The 19697-nt window shown below is 62.5% G+C and carries 15 protein-coding genes and 1 pseudogene; 5 read left to right on the forward strand and 11 right to left on the reverse strand.

The window, feature by feature from the left end:
- Position 1: 1 nt before the first annotated feature.
- The 4 genes from AC5ZG5_RS16040 to AC5ZG5_RS16055 all read right to left on the reverse strand — a co-directional run bounded on the left by AC5ZG5_RS16040 (position 2) and on the right by AC5ZG5_RS16055 (position 3696).
- The gene (locus tag AC5ZG5_RS16040; protein WP_456643420.1) at positions 2–325 is read right to left on the reverse strand and encodes a c-type cytochrome; all 324 of its coding nucleotides are present in this window, start codon (positions 323–325) and stop codon (positions 2–4) included.
- Between the two features lie 41 nt (positions 326–366).
- Positions 367–1695, reverse strand: coding sequence for a glycosyltransferase (locus AC5ZG5_RS16045; RefSeq protein ID WP_456643396.1), 1329 nt, complete (start codon positions 1693–1695; stop codon positions 367–369).
- Between the two features lie 579 nt (positions 1696–2274).
- Positions 2275–2979, reverse strand: a complete 705-nt coding sequence (locus AC5ZG5_RS16050; protein ID WP_456643397.1) for a glutathione S-transferase family protein — start codon at positions 2977–2979, stop codon at positions 2275–2277.
- A gap of 78 nt (positions 2980–3057) precedes the next feature.
- Positions 3058–3696, reverse strand: a complete 639-nt coding sequence (locus tag AC5ZG5_RS16055; RefSeq protein ID WP_456643398.1) for an HD domain-containing protein — start codon at positions 3694–3696, stop codon at positions 3058–3060.
- 110 nt (positions 3697–3806) lie between these two features.
- Between AC5ZG5_RS16055 and pdxR the strand changes: the two genes are divergently transcribed.
- On the forward strand, positions 3807–5210 hold the full coding sequence (gene pdxR / locus AC5ZG5_RS16060; RefSeq protein WP_456643399.1) for a MocR-like pyridoxine biosynthesis transcription factor PdxR: 1404 nt from the start codon (positions 3807–3809) through the stop codon (positions 5208–5210).
- A gap of 251 nt (positions 5211–5461) precedes the next feature.
- Positions 5462–6417: pseudogene (locus tag AC5ZG5_RS16065) on the forward strand (NADP-dependent oxidoreductase).
- Between the two features lie 276 nt (positions 6418–6693).
- Here AC5ZG5_RS16065 and AC5ZG5_RS16070 read toward each other — a convergent pair.
- Positions 6694–7623, reverse strand: coding sequence for a c-type cytochrome (locus tag AC5ZG5_RS16070; protein ID WP_130229694.1), 930 nt, complete (start codon positions 7621–7623; stop codon positions 6694–6696).
- 283 nt (positions 7624–7906) lie between these two features.
- Between AC5ZG5_RS16070 and AC5ZG5_RS16075 the strand changes: the two genes are divergently transcribed.
- Positions 7907–8329, forward strand: a complete 423-nt coding sequence (locus AC5ZG5_RS16075) for a CHRD domain-containing protein (protein WP_456643400.1) — start codon at positions 7907–7909, stop codon at positions 8327–8329.
- 272 nt (positions 8330–8601) lie between these two features.
- Here AC5ZG5_RS16075 and AC5ZG5_RS16080 read toward each other — a convergent pair whose 3' ends face one another.
- From AC5ZG5_RS16080 to AC5ZG5_RS16105, 6 genes are all read right to left on the reverse strand, one after another.
- On the reverse strand, positions 8602–9051 hold the full coding sequence (locus tag AC5ZG5_RS16080) for a c-type cytochrome (protein ID WP_456643401.1): 450 nt from the start codon (positions 9049–9051) through the stop codon (positions 8602–8604).
- A 191-nt stretch (positions 9052–9242) separates the two neighbouring features.
- Positions 9243–11552 carry a xanthine dehydrogenase family protein molybdopterin-binding subunit gene (locus AC5ZG5_RS16085; RefSeq protein WP_456643402.1) on the reverse strand — a complete coding sequence of 770 codons (2310 nt, stop codon included), beginning with the start codon at positions 11550–11552 and terminating at the stop codon, positions 9243–9245.
- 133 nt (positions 11553–11685) lie between these two features.
- A complete protein-coding gene (murJ, locus tag AC5ZG5_RS16090) occupies positions 11686–13215 on the reverse strand; it encodes a murein biosynthesis integral membrane protein MurJ (protein ID WP_456643403.1) in 1530 nt (509 codons plus the stop codon).
- Between the two features lie 43 nt (positions 13216–13258).
- Positions 13259–14410: a DegT/DnrJ/EryC1/StrS family aminotransferase gene (locus AC5ZG5_RS16095; protein ID WP_456643404.1), complete on the reverse strand. Its 1152-nt coding sequence runs from the start codon at positions 14408–14410 to the stop codon at positions 13259–13261.
- Between the two features lie 30 nt (positions 14411–14440).
- Positions 14441–15457 carry a Gfo/Idh/MocA family oxidoreductase gene (locus AC5ZG5_RS16100; RefSeq protein ID WP_456643405.1) on the reverse strand — a complete coding sequence of 339 codons (1017 nt, stop codon included), beginning with the start codon at positions 15455–15457 and terminating at the stop codon, positions 14441–14443.
- A gap of 259 nt (positions 15458–15716) precedes the next feature.
- Positions 15717–17126 carry a mannose-1-phosphate guanylyltransferase/mannose-6-phosphate isomerase gene (locus AC5ZG5_RS16105; RefSeq protein WP_456643406.1) on the reverse strand — a complete coding sequence of 470 codons (1410 nt, stop codon included), beginning with the start codon at positions 17124–17126 and terminating at the stop codon, positions 15717–15719.
- A 437-nt stretch (positions 17127–17563) separates the two neighbouring features.
- On the opposite strand from AC5ZG5_RS16105, the gene AC5ZG5_RS16110 reads away from it, so the two are divergent.
- Together AC5ZG5_RS16110 and AC5ZG5_RS16115 are read left to right on the forward strand one after the other, a co-directional pair.
- Positions 17564–18544, forward strand: coding sequence for a lysylphosphatidylglycerol synthase transmembrane domain-containing protein (locus tag AC5ZG5_RS16110; protein ID WP_456643407.1), 981 nt, complete (start codon positions 17564–17566; stop codon positions 18542–18544).
- Entirely contained in the window at positions 18541–19557 is a 1017-nt protein-coding gene (locus AC5ZG5_RS16115; RefSeq protein WP_456643408.1) for an MraY family glycosyltransferase, read from the forward strand. Before AC5ZG5_RS16110 ends, AC5ZG5_RS16115 begins: the two co-directional genes overlap by 4 nt.
- Positions 19558–19697 lie beyond the last annotated feature (140 nt).

Genomic DNA, 19697 nt, shown 5'->3' on the forward strand with positions numbered 1-19697 from the left:
ACTAGTTGACGTGGCCGACTGCCCAGACATAGGCGGCCACTGCGGCAGTGTCGGCGTCCGACAGCTCGGCGCCTCCCTTCGGCGGCATGACGCCGGTATAGTTGCGTGGGTGCGGGACGCCGTCGACAACCGTCTTGGTGATCGCCGCAAGGCTGCCGTCGCTCCACACCCAATTGCCGGAAGTCAGGTCCGGACCGACTGACGTCCCTCGCGCATCGGCCCCATGACATCCGCTGCAGGTGCCGTTGCTGGCCTCGCCGTGGAAGATGCGATCGCCGAGCGCGACCGCAACGAGCTTGCGACCCAGCCAATCATTGCTTTCGATCGGTGTCGTGAAACGATTGTGCTGAGGTCGGTATCGTCGATCTACTTCGCCGACAGCAAAGCGGCGCGGGACGGCCGATCAGCCCCGTTCTGAGACACCCGCTTGATCGCGCGGAGAATCTCGCCACGGGTGTCGATGCGCTGGAATTCCTTAGCCATGAGCGAAGCACGTGCGCGATACCTCTCCGTATCGAGTACGGCCCGCACAGCCTCGCGCAGCACCTGCGGCGCCGGCGTGCTCGTCTCAAGGTTGATGCCGACCCCGGACCAGCCGACCCGCGCATTCACATCGGCCTTGTCCTCGGTGAGTCCAGCGCAGACCAGAGGAACACCAAAGCTCATGGCTTGGTTGACGCTGCCATAACCTCCATTGGTGACAAATACATCGGCTTTGGACAGGATCCACTCGAACGGCAGATAGCTCGCCAAACGCGCATTAGCCGGAATGGGGCCAGGGATCGTGTCGACCGGGCGGCCGCCAGCGGTGACGACCACGAGCAGGTCCCGCTCGTCGGCCAATCCCACCAGGGTCGGTGTTACCAAGCGGTTGAAGTCGTGGTTGGCCACTGTCCCTTGGGTCACGAGGACCACCTTGCGCCTGCCGTCCAGCTCATCGGCCCAGGGTGGCAGCGGCGCTTGTTTGGGCATAATGGGCGGGGTACCCACGAATTGCACCGAAGCGGGGGCGGGACGCGGAAACTCAAAACTCGGCACCGTCAGCTGCAGATAGGCATCTGCTAATTCCACCATTGCCTCGAAAGGAGGCCTCGGCAGCGACTTGACGCCGATTTCCTCCAGGCATTGGTTCAAACGATGCGCGAGCGGTTGATTGACGACCCTCTCATGTTCCTGGGCAATGGCTGCATACTTCTCGCGCTGCGCCGGGGCTGCCGCCGGAGGCAAGCCGAGGAGTTCTGGCGCCCCGTCTGTGCGAGGCCAATGGAGGATCGTGGTGCCAAAGCAGACAATCGGAGGCCGCTTCGAGCGAGGGCCCAGCAGCATTGGTAGCAGGCCCAAGAAGTACTCATCCCCCATCACGATGTCGGCCGGGACTTCCCGCAACAATCGTTGCAAGCCCTCGTGCTGCACGAGCATGTGGTCAACAAATAAGCGCTCCTTGGTGACGCGCAACAACTCCAACCCCGGAGGCAGGCTTTTCAGTTCGGGATACTTCGCGAAAGGATCCACCACATCCTGATCTGCGCTGGCAGGAATAGGACGAAATGCTGCACCAATACTGTTGATGCGGTCGCGGAAAGCGCTTCCTGTGAAGGCGACCACCTCGTGACCGTCAGCCAACAGGATGCGCGCGATACCAAGCATTGGATTGACATGACCGGGCGCGGGGGTCGTAGCGATGATGATTTTCATATAATCCTACTCTGGATATCCTGAGACGAAGGCCACTCGAGCCGACAAGAGTGATCGAGCTGAGTGACGCAACCAGATGTTGGCAGGTTTGCTGTTACGCCCCGATGTCGGATCCGGCGTGAATTGCTACACTCGCAATGCGTCTGGTCACAAAAGCTTGCGTGCAGGAATGAGCAACTCAGATCGCGCCAAGTGCGATCAATCCAATGATAATCTACCAACGCGTCGAGCTGTTGCGGCCGAGTAGAAGCGAGTTCCGCACTGCAGTAGTGCTTGAGCCGGTCAGATCGCGCTGTCGATCAGATTATTCAACGGTCGCTCAAGCTCGCGGACTGACCTGCTGCCGCAACTCTGCACGATATCCGCTTCCCGGCTCATTGCCAGCAATTCAAGCTGCCGGCTGACCTCCCGGTTGGCTTAGGCAAGTCGATAAGCGAGATCTTCGGTGATCAGGGTTTCCTGACCGGGCAGCTTGGCCATTGGCGCGACAATTTCGCAGCCCTGAACTTCGACAGACGGGAGAGACTCAGCAGCATCGTGCGATGCGGTGCAGGGTCGATCAGTGCACCTTCCCGTCTCTCATGGCCTGTGCGGGATAGTCAATCCACGCTGCACCGCGGGCCGCGCCAGGCCGCGATCGAGCCAGGCTGGTACCGCTTGAAGACTGTCGAAGTCGACGAGTTCGCGCGCCTCATAGAAGCCGATCAGGTTACGCACCCAGCCGAGCATGGAAATGTCGGCGATGGTATATTCATCGTCCATGATCCATAGTCGTCCGGCGAGATGCGTTTCCAATACGCCGAGCAGGCGTTTTGACTCGTTGACGTATCGTTGAAGTGGGCGCTTGTCCTCGTATTCACGGCCTGCGAATTTGTTGAAGAAGCCGAGCTGGCCGAACATCGGTCCGATCCCGCCCATCTGGAAATGCAGCCACTGGATAGTCTTGTAGCGGCGAGCCGCATCTGCCGGCAAAAGCTTGCCCGTCTTCTCCGCGAGATATTGCAAGATGGCTCCGGATTCGAATAAGGGCAGCGGCTCTCCGTCGCGGCCATCGGGGTCGAGGATCGCCGGGATCTTGCCGTTGGGGTTCAATGAAAGAAATTCTGGCGTGTGCTGGTCGCCCTTGTTGAAGTCGACCAGATGAACTTCGTAGGGGAGCCCGATCTCCTCCAACATGATCGAGACCTTTACGCCGTTGGGTGTCGGCAGTGAATAGAGTTGCAAGCGATCCGGGTATTTCGCAGGCCAGCGCCGTGTGATCGGGAAATCAGCAAAGTTTGGCATCTCAACTCGCTCTTGCGGCTCGATTACACTTTAAGAGGTGGCAAGCATCACGGCGGGTGAATTCATCGCAATGACGGTTCAGCTGAGCCACGGAGTATTGCGTATCCGAACGCAGGCGTTTGGCCTGCGAAATGTGGGATCGTGATCTTCGATATAATCGACATTGACTGTGCCGAACGTGGTCTGGGGCTTCTTCAAGGCCGAGCACGTCTGAACCTGGATGAACTCATTCTTGAAATCACCACGAGGAAACGCGGCAATGACCTGGTCGCGTTGCTCTCGCGTATAGTCGTCATATCCAATGCCGACGACGTCAACTAGAACACCTGCGTTGGTGAGAGCTATTTCTGGCCGCATGTATTGGGGAATGCCTGGCGTGGTATGTAAAGCGATTGCTTCCCACACCAGATCCGCTTTCGGATCCGGGATGCTGTGGCTCTTGAGGAATTCGCGGGCTGCATCGGCGCCGTCGACTTCAAACCGTTTCGTATCGGTATGGTAAGGGTGGATAAGACCCAGATCGTGAAACAGCGCTGCGACATAAAGCAGTTCAGAATCGAATTTTAGATTCTGACGAATTCCTTTCATCGCACCGAACACAAATACGCGAACCGAGTGGTTGAACAACATCTCGGTTTCATGTTGCCGCACGAGTTCGGCGGCCTCGCGTGCGATCTTGCTATCGGGGATCCTAACGCCAGAAATAACGTCGGCCATTGTCGAACTCCCGTCTCCGTGTCTGTGGTGCTGGTTGCAGGAAATAGATCGGTCCGGACCTGATCATAAAACAGTACCAAGATTGCCAATTTTGACTGTACCATCGCGCGATGGCTGTCCTCCCCATCCAACTAGATCGTGCCAGAAGGACCCCACTGGCTGCCCAGATCTATTGCGCGATCCGAGAGAGCATCGAGAGCGGGCGGCTCGCGTCGGGCGCGCGATTGCCTTCCTGGCGCGATCTGGCCGCTCAGCTCGGCGTCTCCCGCGGCACCGTGCGTGTGGCCTACGAACGTCTCATCACGGAGCAATTCGCGATCGGTCTCGGGCCGGCAGGAACTCGTGTGGCCGACCGGCCATCCCGATCCTCAACGCCCGAGTGGTCGCCAGAAGCGCCGCCTCTACCGGACCTCTTTTATGAGTTCGGAAGCGCGCCGCGGGCATTTCAGATGGGCGTGCCCTCTCAGGACGCCTTCCCTTTTAAGCTGTGGTCACGCATCCTGACGCGTGAGACCCGGCTAGCCGCGGCTGCGCCGGTGACGTATCCGGATCCGCGCGGCGATCCGGAGCTGCGAAAGGAAGTTGCGGCTTACTTAGGGCTGGCCCGCGGAATTCGGTGCAGCCCCTCTCAGGTGCTCATAACGAGCGGATTCTCCGGCGCGCTCGGTCTGGCTATCCGAGGGCTTCAGCTTGGAAGGTTGGGAGCTTGGATCGAAGATCCAGGCTTTCCGCTCACGCGCACCGCGCTCGGCCTGGCTGGCATGCATGTGACAGCTGTCCCGGTCGATGCGGAAGGGCTGGATGTTGCCGCCGGGGTGCAAACCGCCGGTGGAGCGACACTGGCAGTCGTCACACCAGGCCAGCAGGCGCCGCTCGGGATGACGATGTCGCTGCCGCGGCGACTTGCACTGCTCGCCTGGGCTCGGCAGAACGACGCCTGGATCATCGAGGACGATTACCTCAGCGAACTGCAGCTGAAAGGACGGGCGGCCCCGGCTCTTGCATCGCTCGATCATGGAGGCCGGGTGCTGCACATCGGCAGTTTCAGCAAAACGATCAGCCCGGCGCTGCGCCTGGGGTTCATGGTCATGCCGCCGGAACTGAGTCGTCCGTTCGGTGAGCTCGCTGCTTGCTTGGCACCAGCGCCGGCTGCGGCCGTGCAGCGCGCCGTGGCGGAATTCCTGCGAGAAGGGCACTACCTTCGCCATCTGCGCCGCATGAAGCGGCTCTACGCCGCCCAACGGGAGACTTTGCTTCGTTGCCTGGGAGAGATGGCGTCAGACCCGATAAAGGTACAAGCAACCGCCGGTCTGGCAGTGGTTCTCTTGCTTCCCGAGTTTGCTTCAGACGTGGACATCGCTTTGCGCGCTCTACAGTTCGGCTTGGCGCCGGCTCCCCTGTCGCCGTGGTACATGCAGCCTCCCCGACAGCAAGGATTGCTGCTCAGCGTGACCAACCTCAATGAACGGCGGCTGCCGGCGGATGTTCGCCGGCTGTTGGAATTGGCACGCTAGCACTGCGAAATGAACGTCGCTGCGACCTAAGCGACTATCGATGGTACATTGAGAGTTGCCGATCTTGGTACTGTTCTGGATCAGGCTGCCCTCCATCTTCGGTTGGTAACACCGGTTGAAGCGGATGCGCGAGACCGGCTTTGGGTCCATGACCGGCGCACGGCCTTCAAGCCGACTCACGTCTTAACAGGGAGTTCAGAATGGCAAGCAGCCCCGTCGACGATGCGTCCCAAGGTCCTGCGCGCTGCTCCATGTTGGCATGGCGAGTGCACGAATTCGGACCGCCGGAAGTGATGATTTTGGATCGGGTTCCGAGGCCAGTTCCTGGTACGGGCGAGGTTTTGTCGATGTTCACGCAGCAGGGGTCGGTCCCTGGGACGGCTGGATCAGGGCCGGCAAGAGCGCGTTGCCGCAGCCTCTTCCTCTTACGCTCGGCTCTGATCTGTCCGGAACAGTCGCGGCCGTGGGATCGGGCGTATCCGAGATCGCTGTTGGGGACCAGGTTTTCGGAGTGACCAACAGCCAGTTCCTTGGTGCTTACGCAGAATACGCCGTGGCCTCTGCTGGGATGCTCGCGAAGAAACCAGGCTCGCTGAGCTATGCCGAAGCGGCTTCCGTTCCCGTCGTTGCGGTCACGGCGTGGCAAGCTCTGTTCGACCACGCTCGCCTCGAAGCCGGGCAGACGGTCGTCATTCACGGAGCTGCGGGAAACGTCGGAGCCTACGCGGTTCAGCTCGCTCGTCGCGCTCGCCTGCGTTCAATCGCCACCGCGGGGACCAAAGACATCGAATACGTGCTGTCCCTTGGTGCCGGCAGAGTATTGGACTATCACACGCAACGCTTCGAGGAAGAGGTGAAGGATGCGGACGCGGTACTGGATCTCGTCGGAGGCGAAACGCAAATACGTTCCTTTCAGGTTCTTCGCCCGGGCGGCAAGCTGATCTCCGCTGTGTCCCAGCCCGATCAAGACCGCGCAAAGCACCACGGGGTCACCGCAGCCTTCTTCCTGGTGGAAGTGACCACCGAGCGCCTTCGCGAGATTGCCGATCTCATCGATCGCGGTGACCTGAAAACCCGTGTCGGCGCAGTTCTTCCTTTTGCCGCTGCGCGAGACGCGCACATGATGTTGGAAGGTCAACGAGTGCCGCCGAAAGGCAAGATCATTCTCGATGTGGGAGGCTCGGACGAAGCCACCGCGCGCGCTTGAATTGGGGCTATGAGTGTGGCGGCGAGCAGCTGTGAAGGCCGACGGCTCCGCGCGAGTCTGGAACACATGGCCGAGAACGACGCCGGCAGAACCGAAGCTCTAGATTCTTGTTTTCACGCGTTTTCTTCACGCGAACCGGTATCCACTTCGCTCGAAAACGCTCTATCGGGGCGCCACGCGGCGCAGATTTGGAAGGAGTCGCAGGCGGAAATCATCCTCCAACCGTCATGTGTCCGGTTTTCGGGAAACTTGATCAAGCGCCTGTGAGTAAACGCCCTAGCTCCTGCCCCCGGTCCGCTTCGGCGGCGTGGGGCCCTCGACCGGTGGCAGGGATTTAAGATAATCGGCCATGGCCGCACGATCTTCATCGGACAATTGCGACGTGTTCTTGATCACGCGCGCCATCAATCCGCTGGCGCTGTCGCCGTCCGGCAGTTCACCGGTCTTCAGGAAATAGGTGAAGTCCTTCACGCTCCAGTCCGCCAGATTCTTTTGCGTGATATTGGGCACCCAACCCTCACCTTCCGGGTTCGGTCCGCCGGCAAGACGCTGCGCGCTGATGATGCCGCCCAGGAAATTGCGCGGGCTGTGGCACTCCGCGCAATGGCCAAAACTGTTCACGAGATAGGCCCCGCGATTCCATTGCGCGGAGCGCGCCGGATCCGGCGTAAAGGGCTTGTCATCCATGAACAGGAATTTCCACACGCCGATGTTGCGGCGGATGTTGAAGGGGAACGGCACGTCGTGATCGCGCACCTTGCCGGCGACCGGCGGCAGCGTCTTGATGAACGCGAAGAGGTCGCGGACGTCCTCGATCTTCGCATGCCGGTAGGACGTGTAGGGAAAGGCAGGGAAAAAATGGGCGCCCTCCGGCGAGGTGCCCTTCATGACCGCTGTGACGAAATCGGCCTCGCTCCATCGGCCGATCCCGTCATTGGGATCGGGCGAGATGTTCGGCGCATAGAAGGTGCCGAATGGCGATGGAATCGCGAGCCCGCCGCCGAGCCGGGTGCGATCGGGCTGGTCGGGCACGGCGTGACAGGACGAACATCCGCCCGCGTTGAAGATGGTCGAGCCATTGCCAATGTCAGGCTCATAGGCCGGCAATACGCTGGCCGCGAACGTCGCAGGTATGGTCAGCCACCAGTAGACGCCGGCGGCGACAATGCCGGCGAGGATGGCCGCGGGATATATTCGTCGCAACATGGTCCGACCTGTCATTGGAACGTCTTCGAGCAAAGCATGCCCTCGGACTTGATCCGAGGCTGGGCACCGGTTCGTGTGAACGCGTCAAAAACAAAAATCTGGCGCTTCGGTTCAATCAGAACCGAATATGCTCCAGTTCGTCGATCGAACGGCTAATATGGCGAGAGTTTCGGCCATGCGCTTGCTCGAAATTTTCCGCGCTCGCGGGCGATTTTGGGAATAAAGCAGAAAGGCCATTGTTTTGAGGTCGACACTCAGGCCGACGCCAACAGGGAGAAAAACCATGCCGAACAAGACCATGCTTGCCACGCTCGCGCTCGGAGCCGCCGTCGTGTTTGCCGGTCCTGCTCTCGCCGACAAGTACAAGGTGCCGTTGGACGGCAAATCGGAAGTGCCGCCGAACAGCAGCACCGGAACCGGCACCGCCGATATCGACTACGATCCCACGACCAAGAAGCTGAGCTGGAAGGTGACCTATTCCGGCCTCACCGGTCCCGCCACCGCAGCGCATTTCCATGGTCCCGCCGAAGCCGGCAAGAACGGCGGCGTCGCGGTCCCGATCCCGAATATCGCCTCGAGCCCCGCCGAAGGCAGCGCCACGCTGACGGACGCGCAGGCCGCCGATTTCCTCGCCGGTAAGTACTACGTGAACGTCCACACCGCGGCCAATCCAGGCGGCGAAATCCGCGGCCAGGTCGTGAAATAGGCGAGCCACAAGCGTCCATTCCTGAAGGCGGATGCTGCGGCATCCGCCTTTTTCGTTTTGCACCTAATGAGTTAGATCGGCGGTGACCACGATGAAGCTGCGCCCCCTCTCCCGCTTGCGGGCGAGACGAGCAAAGCTCGCTCCGGCAGTGCTGGGGTGAGGGTGTCTGCGCGAAAAGAACAGAGATTATCTTTGCGCGGAGAGAGCCCTCACCCGGCGCTACGCGCCGACCTCTCCCGCAAGCGGGAGAGGTGAAGAGCGCAAGCGCCGCATCACTTCAATTTGACGCGATAGGTGTCGTGGCACGCGCCGCAGCGATCGTTGATCGTGGTGTAGGCCACCTTCAACTGATCGAGATTCTTGACCTTGCCCTTGAAGTCACCGATCGCCTTCGTGACCGGCGGGATCTTGGAATCGAAATCGGCCTTGTTCTGCCAGATCTTGGGCGACGACGTGTAATGGGCGTCCTTCACGTCTTCCTTGGGGTTGGTGGCAAAGACGGTCGCGATCTTGGCGACGTTCGTTTCGAGATCGGCGAGCGCCGTATCGACCGCCTTCTGGTCGTAGGGGATATCGCCCTTCACCATTTTCCCGATCACGGTGTACATGCTCTTCGCCTGCGCCCGCATCAGGTTGTCCTGCTGAACGGCGATCTCCTGCTGAGCCATGACAGCGCTTGCACCGAGCAGCACGCCACCTGCCACCAAAACCATCCGCTTCATCGGCGAATTCTCCTTTTCGTGAAGCTTGCCGGACGCCGCCGCGCGCATTTTGCGCTCGCGGCGCCTCACGCTGGATCATGATCCAGCGCCTCGTTTGAGCATGATCTTTCCGGAAAACCGGTTAGCCAGTTTTCCGGATCATGCTTTAGAACCCGTGCGCGGGCGTTTATTCCCGCGCTACGATGTCGTCATCAGAGATTATGGCGTCGCTGCGCCTCGCGGATCGCGATCCAGACCCGCTCGGGGGTAGCGGGCATATCGATGTGGTCGATCTTGTATTCGCGCCACAGGCCCTCGACGATCGCGTTGACGATCGCCGGACACGAGCCGATCGCGCCCGCTTCGCCCGCGCCCTTGACGCCAAGCGGATTGGTCGCACACGGCACGTTGTGGGTCTCGAACACGAAGGACGGACCGTCGGAGGCGCGCGGCACCGCATAGTCCATGAAGGTGCCGGTGACGAGTTGGCCGTCGGTTGCGCTATAGACCGCCTGCTCCATGAGCGCCTGCCCGATGCCCTGCATCGCGCCGCCGTGAACCTGGCCCGCGAGCAGCAGCGGGTTCAGTGTCACGCCGAAGTCATCGACAATGACATAGTTCACGATCTTGATGATGCCGGTCGCCGGATCGATCTCGACTTCGGCGAGATGCGTGCCGTTCGGATAGGTGCCGTCGGCACTGGCGAAGGTCGCGCTGGCGTTCAGCTTCGACGGATCGACACCAGGGCGCTTCGCAAGATCCGCAAAGCTGATCGAGCGGTCGGTGCCGGCGATGCGGATCACGCCGTCCGATATCTCGAGGTCGCCGGCGCTCGCTTCCAGCGCCTGCGCCGCGATCTCCTTCAGCCTGTCGCCGAGCGCAGCGGTGGCGCGCTGCACGCTGACGCCGCCCGACGGGATCGATGCCGAGCCGCCGGTGCCAAGACCCGTTGCGATCTTGTCGGTGTCGCCCTGCAGGATATGGACGCGCTCGGGCGGCACCCCGAACTGTTCAGCAACGATCTGTGCATAAGCAGTCTGGTGGCCCTGCCCGCTCGATTGCGTGCCGATCAGGATCGAGACGTCACCATTGGGGTCGAGCGCGACATTCGCAGTCTCCTCGCCCATGGTGCCGCAGATCTCCACATAGGTCGCGAGCCCGATGCCGCGCACCAGGCCATCCTTCTTCGCCGCCTTGGCGCGCTTGGGAAATTCTTTCCACTCGGCGATCTCCATCGCGCGCTTCATATGCGCGGCGAAATCGCCGGAGTCATAGACCTTCCCGGTCGCGGTCTTGTAGGGCAGCGCCTTCGGCGGGATGAAATTCTTGCGGCGGATCGTATCCGGCGTCATGTCGAGTTTTCGCGCGGCGGCATCAACCAGACGTTCGACAACGTAAGCCGCCTCCGGCCGCCCGGCGCCGCGATAGGCATCGACCGGCACGGTGTTGGTGAACACGGTGCGGACGCGGCAATGAAAGGCCTGGATGTCGTAGAGGCCCGGTAGCATGCCGGCGCCGCCATGCGGAATATATGGGCCGAAGGTCGAGAGATAGCCACCCATGTCGCCCATCAGATCGACGTCCATGCCCAGGAACTTGCCGTCCTCGGCGAGCGCCATCTTCGCGGTCGTGACGTTGTCGCGCCCCTGCGAGTCGCCCATGAAGTGGTCGGCACGGTCAGCCGTCCATTTGACCGTCTTCTTCAACTGCCGCGCAGCGACCGCGACCAGAGCATATTCGCGGTAGGGAAACAGCTTGGTGCCGAAGCCGCCGCCGACATCGGGACAGATCACCCGCATGTTCTCGACCGGGATCTTCAGGATGTTCTGGCAGAGGATATCGCGGAGGCGATGGCTGCCCTGGCTGCCGATCGTCAGCGTCAGATGGTCCTTCTTGGCGTCATATTCGGCGACCGCCGCACGCGTCTCCATGAAGTTGGTGACGATGCGCGGGTTGACGATCGAGATTTCCGCGACCGCATGCGCCTTCGCAAAAGCTTCTTCAGTCGCCTTCTTGTCGCCGATCGAGACGTCGAACAGCACGTTGCCCGGCTTGTCGGGCCACACCTGCGGCGCGCCCGGCTTCACGGCATTGACGACGCCGATCACGGCCGGCAGCGGCGTCCACTGCACGTCGATCGCCTCGATCGCATCACGCGCCTGGTCGATCGTCTCGGCGACGACGAAGGCGACGGCGTCGCCGACATGGCGGACTTCGTCCTTGGCCAGGATCGGATAGGGCGGACCGGTGAACGGATCGGTCTCCAGATTGAACAGGCATGGCAGGTCGCCGAGATCGGCGACCTCGGCCGCAGTCAGGATCAGGCTGACGCCCGGCAGGCCGCGCGCCTTGGTGACGTCGATGGTGAACTTCGCATGCGCATGCGGCGAGCGCAGCACCAGCGAATGCAGCGCCGGCTGCGGCGCGACGTCGTCGGTGTAGCGGCCCTTGCCGCGAATGAGGGCATCGTCTTCCTTGCGGCGTACGCTCTGGCCGACGCCGAATTTGATGGGGGCTGCCATCGTCACTCCAATTGTTGTTGTCCACGCCATCTTGGCGTGTTTCCCGCCATATTGGCGCGGTTGGGAAAGAAGCGCAAACCGCGAATTGCGGAGCTTGGAAGCACCGCAACAAAAAGCTGATTTGACTTGAAAACTATCCGCGCCGCAGGGCGAAGAGCCATCCGCGCCCGAACAGCACCAGGATGGAAAATCCATAGACGAAGGCGCCGACTGCAATCAGGAGCGCTAGGATGGTTTCATCACGCAGCACATGCATCTGCGCGAAATAGACGGCTGCGAATCGCTCGGTCCACCAAAGCGCCCCCGCAAGCACGAGGCCGGAGACGGCGAATTTCGCAAAGGTCAGCATCATCAGGCGATCGAGCTCGAGATAGCCGGCGCGCACCGCAAAGCCGAACACCAGGAGCAGGTTGATCCAGGCGCCTACGGCGGTAGCGAGCGCAAGCCCGATCTGGGCGAGCGGGGCCATCAAGCCAATCTTCAGCAGCAGATTGGCCCCGAGCCCCGTCAGCGACGCCTTCACAGGCGTTGCCGTATCCTTGCGTGCATAGAATGTCGCAACCGCACTGCGGATCATCACGAACGGGATCAGGCCGATCGAATAGGCCGCCAGCGTCGCGGCAGCCGCCGCCGCGTCGGCCTTGGTAAAGGCGCCGCGCGCAAACGCCGCGCGCACGATGATGTCGGGCACGGTGAGGAAGGCCGAGACAAAGGGCACAGTCGCAAGCAGGGTGAAATCGAACGCGCGGCGCTGCGCACCCGCTGCCCCCGCCACATCCTGCGCGGTGATCCGCCGCGACATTTCCGGCAGCAGCACCGTGCCGACCGCGATCCCGATCACGCCGATCGGCAGTTGGTAGAGCCGCTCGGCGTAATAGAGCGCCGACAGCGCGCCGGCCGCGAGGAAGGTCGCAATGATGGTGTCGGCGAACACGGCGACCTGCGTGCCCATCGAGCCCAGCGTCGCCGGTCCGATCGCGCGGAAAAAGGCGCGGACGTCCTCGTCGAGCCGCGGCATGGCAAAGCGCGGCAGCGTGCCGTGCCGCGCCAGATCGCCCGCGAGCAGGAAATATTGCAGGAAGCCGGAAATCAGCACGCCCCAGGCCGCGGCATGCCCCGCACTCGGGAAGAAGGCCGCCAGCGCCAGCGTTGCCATCATCGACAGATTGAGGAGGATGGACGCCCCGGCCGCGCTGGCAAAGCGCTGCATCACGTTGAGCATGCCGCCATAGAGCGTCACCATGGTGATCAGCAGCAGATACGGAAAGGTGATCCGCGTCAGCTCGATCGCAAGCTGGCGCTGCTCGGCGTCATCGGTGAAGCCGGGCGCCAGGACGCGCAATGCCTGCGGCATGAAGGCCCAGGCCAGCACCAGCAGGATGAGCTGAGACAAGAACAGCAGCGTAAAGATGCGGTCGGCGAACAGGCGCGCGGACGTATCGCCGCCCTTGCCGTGGACATGGGCGTAAGCCGGGACGAACGCGGTGTTGAACGCGCCTTCGGCGAAGATCGCACGAAAATTGTTCGGCAGGCGCCAGGCGACCAGGAAGGCGTCGGCAATAGGTCCCGCGCCGAGGATCGCTGCGAGCATGATGTCGCGCGCGAGCCCCGTCAGCCGCGAAAGCAGGGTGTAGCCGCCGACCGTGAAGATGCGTCCAAGCATGCGCCGGTTCTAGCCCAAGCACCGGCGCCGCAAAACGGCGAAATCAGGACGAAAGCGCGCCGCGCACAGCCTCGATGATTCGCCCCTGCGTCGCCTCGTCGAGATAGGCGTGAATCGGCAGGCTGATGACGTCGTTCGAAAGCCGTTCGCTGACCGGCAGGCCGCCCTCCGCCACCGGGAAGTCGCGGTAGGCGGTCTGCTGATGCATCGATTTCGTATAGTAGATCGCGGTCGGAACGCCCTGCGCCTTCAGCGCCGCGGCAAAGCCGTCGCGGTCGGTGCCCTCGGGCAGGCGGATGGTATAGCACGCCCAGATCGAGCTGCAGCCGGCGGCAAGGCGCGGCACGGTCACGACGTTACCGAGCCCGCGCGCATAGCGCTCCGCGACCTCATTGCGCGCCGCGATCTCTTCTTCGAAAATCTTGAGCTTCTCGAGCAGTACCGCCGCCTGCATGGTGTCGAGCCGCCCGGTCAGGCCCAGGCGCACGTTGTCGTACTTGTCGGAGCCCTGGCCGTGCACGCGGATGCTGCGCAGCGTCTCTGCTAGCTCGTCGTCGTCGGTGAAGATCGCACCACCGTCGCCGAAGCAACCGAGCGGCTTTGCCGGGAAGAAGCTGGTCGCCGTCGCCAGGCCAAAAGTGCCGATCCGCCGCCCCTTGTAAGTAGCGCCAAAGCCCTGCGCGGCGTCATCGAGCACGAACAGACCTTCGGCCTTGGCGACCGCAGCGATCGCGTCGTGATCGGCGCTCTGCCCGAACAGGTCGACTGGAATGACGCCGACTGGCTTGAGGCCGCGCGCCTTGGCGGTCGCGATGCCGCGCTTCAGCGAGGCCGCATCCATGTTGAACGTCGTTTCATCGACGTCCACAAAAACCGGCGTAGCGCCGGTCAGCGCCACCGATTCGCCGGTCGCGCAGAACGTGAAGGACGGGCACAGCACCGCATCGCCCGGGCCGACCTTCTTGCCCATCAGCACCATCAGAAGCGCGTCGGTGCCGCTGGCGCAGGCCACCACATGTTTTGCGCCCGAGAACTTTGCAAGTTCCGCCTCCAGCGCTGACACTTCCGGCCCATTGATGAACTGGCAATGGGAGAGCACGCGGGAAACCGCTTCATCGACGGAGGTGCCGAGCCGGCGGCGCTGCGCGGCAAGGTCGATGAAGGGAATGGGTTCGGGGCGTAGATGCTGGTTCATGGGACCTTGCGGGAGGCGTGAGGGAAGCTGTCAACCGGCGACGCGGCGCGGGGCCTTGCGGGCGACGGTCGCGGCGGGCGTGGCCGGCGTTTCCAGACATTTGATCGCGATCTCGAGGCTCGCGACGCCCTCATTGCCTGATACCGCCGGCTCCTTCCCGCCCCTCACCGCGTCGAGGAACGCAATCAATTCGGCGCGCAACGGTTCGTCGTGGCCGACAGGCAAATGCCGCATCGAATAGCTGCCGTCGGGCTTGAAGCCGAAACACTCCGTGACCTGACGGGTCAGGAGATCGCCCATCACATATTTGCCGCGCGTCGCGACCGTGACGCTGCGCGCCTTGAACGGCGTCAGCCAGTTGGTGTTGATATGCGCAAGCACGCCCGAGGCGGTACGGAATTGCAACAGCGCGATGTCCTCACGCTCGGCCACGGCGCTCGAAAGCTGCGGCTGCACGTCGACGATTTCAGACTCGGTGAACCAGCGGATCAGATCGATGTCGTGCACGGCCAGATCGATGACGACACCGACATTGGACATGCGCGGCGGAAACGGACCGACGCGGGTAATGCCGATCGAGAGGATGTCTTCGCCCGATATCGCCTGCTTGATCGCGACCACCGCCGGGTTGAAGCGCTCGACGTGTCCGACCATCAGCGTCACGCCAGCCTGCCGCGCGGTGTTGACGATGTCGTTGCCCTCCTCGACCGTGGAGGCGACGGGCTTCTCGACCAGGATATGGACGTTCTGCGCGATACAGGTGAGCGCGATCTCGTGATGCAGATGGGTCGGCGCCGCGATCGTCACGGCATCGACGCCTTCGGCGAGCAACTCATCGAGCGTCGCAAAGGCCCGGCACCCGACCAGCGCAATGGCGCGCGCGCGATGTTCAGCCAGAGGATCGACGATCCCGACCAGCGTGACCTCGGGCAATCCCGCCAGCACGCGGGCATGGTTGCTGCCCATCACCCCCGCGCCGATAACCCCGACGCGCAAGGCACGCCTGATCCCGGCTTCTGCGGCCAACCCCGACCCTTTGGAACTCATGTGGTTACCCCAACAGACTTTTGGTGGCGCCCATCGGTTGCGCGTTCTTCCCCGGACCAGCCTGATTCCACCGAATCAGGCCGCAGCCCTATCCCCTTGTCCTGACGTGCTTTCTTTCCCCGAAGCATCGTCACGCACACGCTATAGCATGCTGTCACAAATGTGGCGAATGCCAACGCGCAAATCCGGACACGTTTTGATTCAAAAGATTACACCATCTCGCCGGCGATCGGGGACAAAATCGATGCACAGCGCATCATCAGGTGCGCTGATAGTCGTCCTCGATGCGGATGATGTCGTCCTCGCCGAGATAGCTGCCGGTCTGCACCTCGATCAATTCCAGCAGGATCTTGCCGGGGTTCTCCAGCCGGTGCACGGCGCCGATCGGGATGTAGATCGACTCGTTCTCGTGCACGGTCTTCACCGTTTCGTTGACGGTGACGCGCGCAGCACCACGGACCACGATCCAGTGCTCGGAACGGTGATGGTGCTTCTGCAGCGACAGCCGCTCGCCCGGCTTGACGATGATGCGCTTGACCTGGTGGCGTTCGCCATTGTCGACCGACTGGTACGAGCCCCAGGGCCGATGCACCTTGATGTGGTTCTCGGTGACCTCGGGCGCCACCGTCTTCAGTTTCGCCACCAGGCGCTTCAGGCCGTTGGCGTCCTTCTGCCGCGACACCAGGATGGCGTCCTGTGTCGCCACCACCACGAGGTCGTCGACGCCCTCGAGCGCGACCAGCGCGCGGTCGGTCACGACGTTGCAGTTGCGCGAATCTTCGAACACCGCAGCACCGCGCGCGGCATTGCCCTGCCCGTCTTTATCAGACAATTCCCACACCGCGTGCCAGGAGCCGACATCCGACCAGCCGCAGGACACCGGCACCACCGCCGCGTGCGCGGTCTTCTCCATCACCGCGTAATCGATCGAGATCGCCTTCGCCGCTCCGAACGCATCCGCATCGAGCTTGACGAAGCCGAGATCGCGTTCGGTCTTCGTCACCGCCTCGGTCACCGCCTGCACGCTCGCGGTATCGAAACTGCGGTACTCATCGAGCAGCACGGCGGCGCGGAACATGAAGTTGCCGCTGTTCCAGAGATAGCCCGACGTGATGTAGTCGGCCGCGGTTGCGGCGTCGGGCTTCTCGACGAATTTTGCGACCGCGCGCACCTGTCCCGAAATGGTATCGCCGGGGCTGATATAGCCGTATTCGGTGGCCGGGCGCTCGGGATTGACGCCGAAGGTGACGATGCGGCCTGCTTTCGCGGCAGCCAGCCCCTCGCGACAGGCGGCGACGAAGGCCGCGGTGTCGCCGACCACGTGATCGGCGGCGAGCGCCAGCACGGTCGCGTCCCTGTCGCGCGCTTGTGCAAAGGCCGCGCCGGCCGCGATCGCCGGCCCCGAGTCGCGCCGCGCCGGCTCCAGCAGCACGTCCGCCTCGCGCCCGATGCCGGCCAGTTGCTCCAGCACCATGAAACGATAGGCGTTGTTGGTGATCACGATCGGCCGCTCGAACAGCGCTGGATCCGACACCCTCAGCAGCGTCTCCTGAAAGGTCGAGCGGGTCCCGAACAACGGCAGGAACTGCTTCGGATGGACCTCGCGCGACGCCGGCCACAGCCTCGTGCCCGCCCCGCCGCACATGATCAGTGGAATAATTCGGTCCATCCTAACCTCGAATTCTGTAATGATCGGGCTGCCCGACAATAGTTAACGTCCTCATCGTCCCTCCGGAACCGATGTCCCTATCCCCTTCACATTATCGACATCGGCGAAATGCCCGGGGTCACGGACGCGACCAGCAGTAGATGACAGCCCTTGGCGGGCGGGTTTTCCACCCACAAGCGCTACCACACCGGTTAGTCCCTTCAGATGAGTTTTTGTGGGCAGCGTAAACCTTTATGAGCATGCAAGCCAAATATCCGGGCAACCCGGCAGCCCCCATTCAGGCCCTCTTTAGCCGCCGGTTGGAGGCTGCCGCAAGAGCGATCGAACGGCTATTGCAAGATCGGTCCTAAACCCATACCAAGGCCACCAAATTCGGCGCACGGCGCCGATTTGCGCCGTTTTTGACGTCTTTCTCGAACCTGGCAAGCGCTGACGAGATGCGCCGGATACTGCTTTCGACCATCAAGATATTGATCTCGGCTGCGTTGCTTTACCTCTCGCTCCGCAAGGTCAACCTGTATGATCTCGCTGCGCGCATCCGCGTCGAAAGCCTGGGCTGGATCGCTCTCGCGATCACGGTGACCTTTCTGCAGATCTTCCTCGGCGTATTGCGATGGCGCGAGATCAGCGCCGAATGCGGCGCGCCGCTCGAAACCCGGCAGGCGATGCGCTTCAACGTGATCGGGACCTTCTTCAATCAGACCTTGCCATCGTCGATCGGCGGCGATGCGGTGCGGCTGTGGCTGGTCGCGCGCGCGGGCGCCGGCTGGCGCGCGGCGACCTATTCGATCTTCGTCGACCGCGCCATCGGCCTGATCGCGCTGGCCGTGCTCATCGTTGCGAGCCTGCCGTGGAGCTATCGGTTGATCAACGATCCTCAGGGACGGTCGGCGTTGCTCCTGATCGATTTCGCGGCGCTTGCGGCCGGCGGCGGCTTTCTCCTGCTCGGCGCATTGAACTGGCCGTGGCTGAAGCGCTGGTGGGGAACGCACCACATCCACGCCTGCGCCGTTATCGCAAACAAGGTGCTGTTCAGTTGGGATCGCGGGCCGAAGGTCGCGGTGCTCTCCCTGCTCGTTCACGTTCTGGCCGTCGTTATCGTCTGGTGCGTGGCGCAGTCCATTTCCGCACCGCTGCTGTTCAGCCAGATCTTTCAACTGGTGCCGCCGGTGATGTTGATCACCATGCTGCCGATTTCGATTGCCGGCTGGGGCGTGCGCGAGGCGAGCATGGGTCTCGCCTTCGGCTACGCCGGGCTGGCGGCCAACGAGGGCGTCAACGTTTCGTTGCTGTTCGGCGCCGTGTCCTTCATCGTCGGCGCATTTGGCGGACTGGTGTGGATTCTTAGCGCGGAAAAGAAAGCACAAGGGGACAAGCCGATCGATGTCCCCGCACAATCGCTCTCGCCAATCGAATGACCAACGCTGATATCGCGCTTTCGGTCGTCGCCGCGGCGCTTGCTGCGTTATTGTCGGCGCTCCTCGTTTGGCTGCTGCGGCCGATGCTGTTGCGCGTGGCGCTCGCCAAGCCGAATGCGCGCTCATCCCATCGAATTCCGACGCCGCAGGGCGCGGGGATCGCCGTGATCGTGGCGACGCTGGTCGCGGCAGGCACGCTCGTCGCATTGAGCGGCAACGGCACGCTGCAAGTCCCCCTTGCGGTCTTCGCTGCGACGTTGTTCATCGCCGCTGTCGGCTTTGCCGATGACATCAAGCCCGTGCCCGTGCTGCCGCGCCTGTTGCTGCAGGGATTGGCGGTGGCTGTGGTCGTGTTCGCCGCGCCCGCCGATCTTAGGATCGTACCGACCGTCCCGTTCTGGATCGAGCGCGGCTTGCTGCTGATCGCGGGGCTATGGTTCGTGAACCTCGTCAACTTCATGGACGGGCTCGACCTGATGACGGCGGCCGAAGCGGTGCCGATCACGGTGGCAGTCGCACTGCTTGGCTTTTGGGCGCAGGTTCCGCCTTCGACAGCGCTGGTGGCGGCGGCGCTCTGCGGCGCGCTGCTCGGCTTCTCTCCCTTCAATCGCCCTGTGGCAAAGATCTTCCTCGGCGACGTCGGCAGCCTGCCAATCGGGCTTCTGCTCGGCTGGTGCCTGCTCCAGCTCGCCTATCACCAGCAGGTCGCCGCGGCGTTGCTGCTGCCGCTCTATTACCTGGCTGATGCCACGATCACGCTGCTGCGCCGGCTGATCAACGGAGAGCCATTCTGGGCGGCTCACCGCTCGCACTTTTACCAGCGCGCGACGGACAATGGATTTTCCGTGTCGCGCATTGTCGGCGAAGTCTTCGCGCTCAATGTCGCGCTCACGCTGCTCGCGATGTTGTCGATCCAATTGGATTCGGCCGCGGCGAGCCTCGTTCTGCTGCTCGTTGGCGCGAGTGCGGTGGCGTGGCAGCTCTATAGATTTTCGCACAGACGGGGACGATAGAGCGTCTTCGATCGAAGCGGACACCGGTTCACGCGAAGAAAACGCGTCAATCAACGATCTTTCGAAGTCGCCAAGCGCGTTTCTTACGGATGCAACCATTTCTCTCAATGTGAAATCACGGAGTAACGCCGTCCAGCCAG

Source organism: Bradyrhizobium sp. Ses1, from assembly GCF_059512365.1.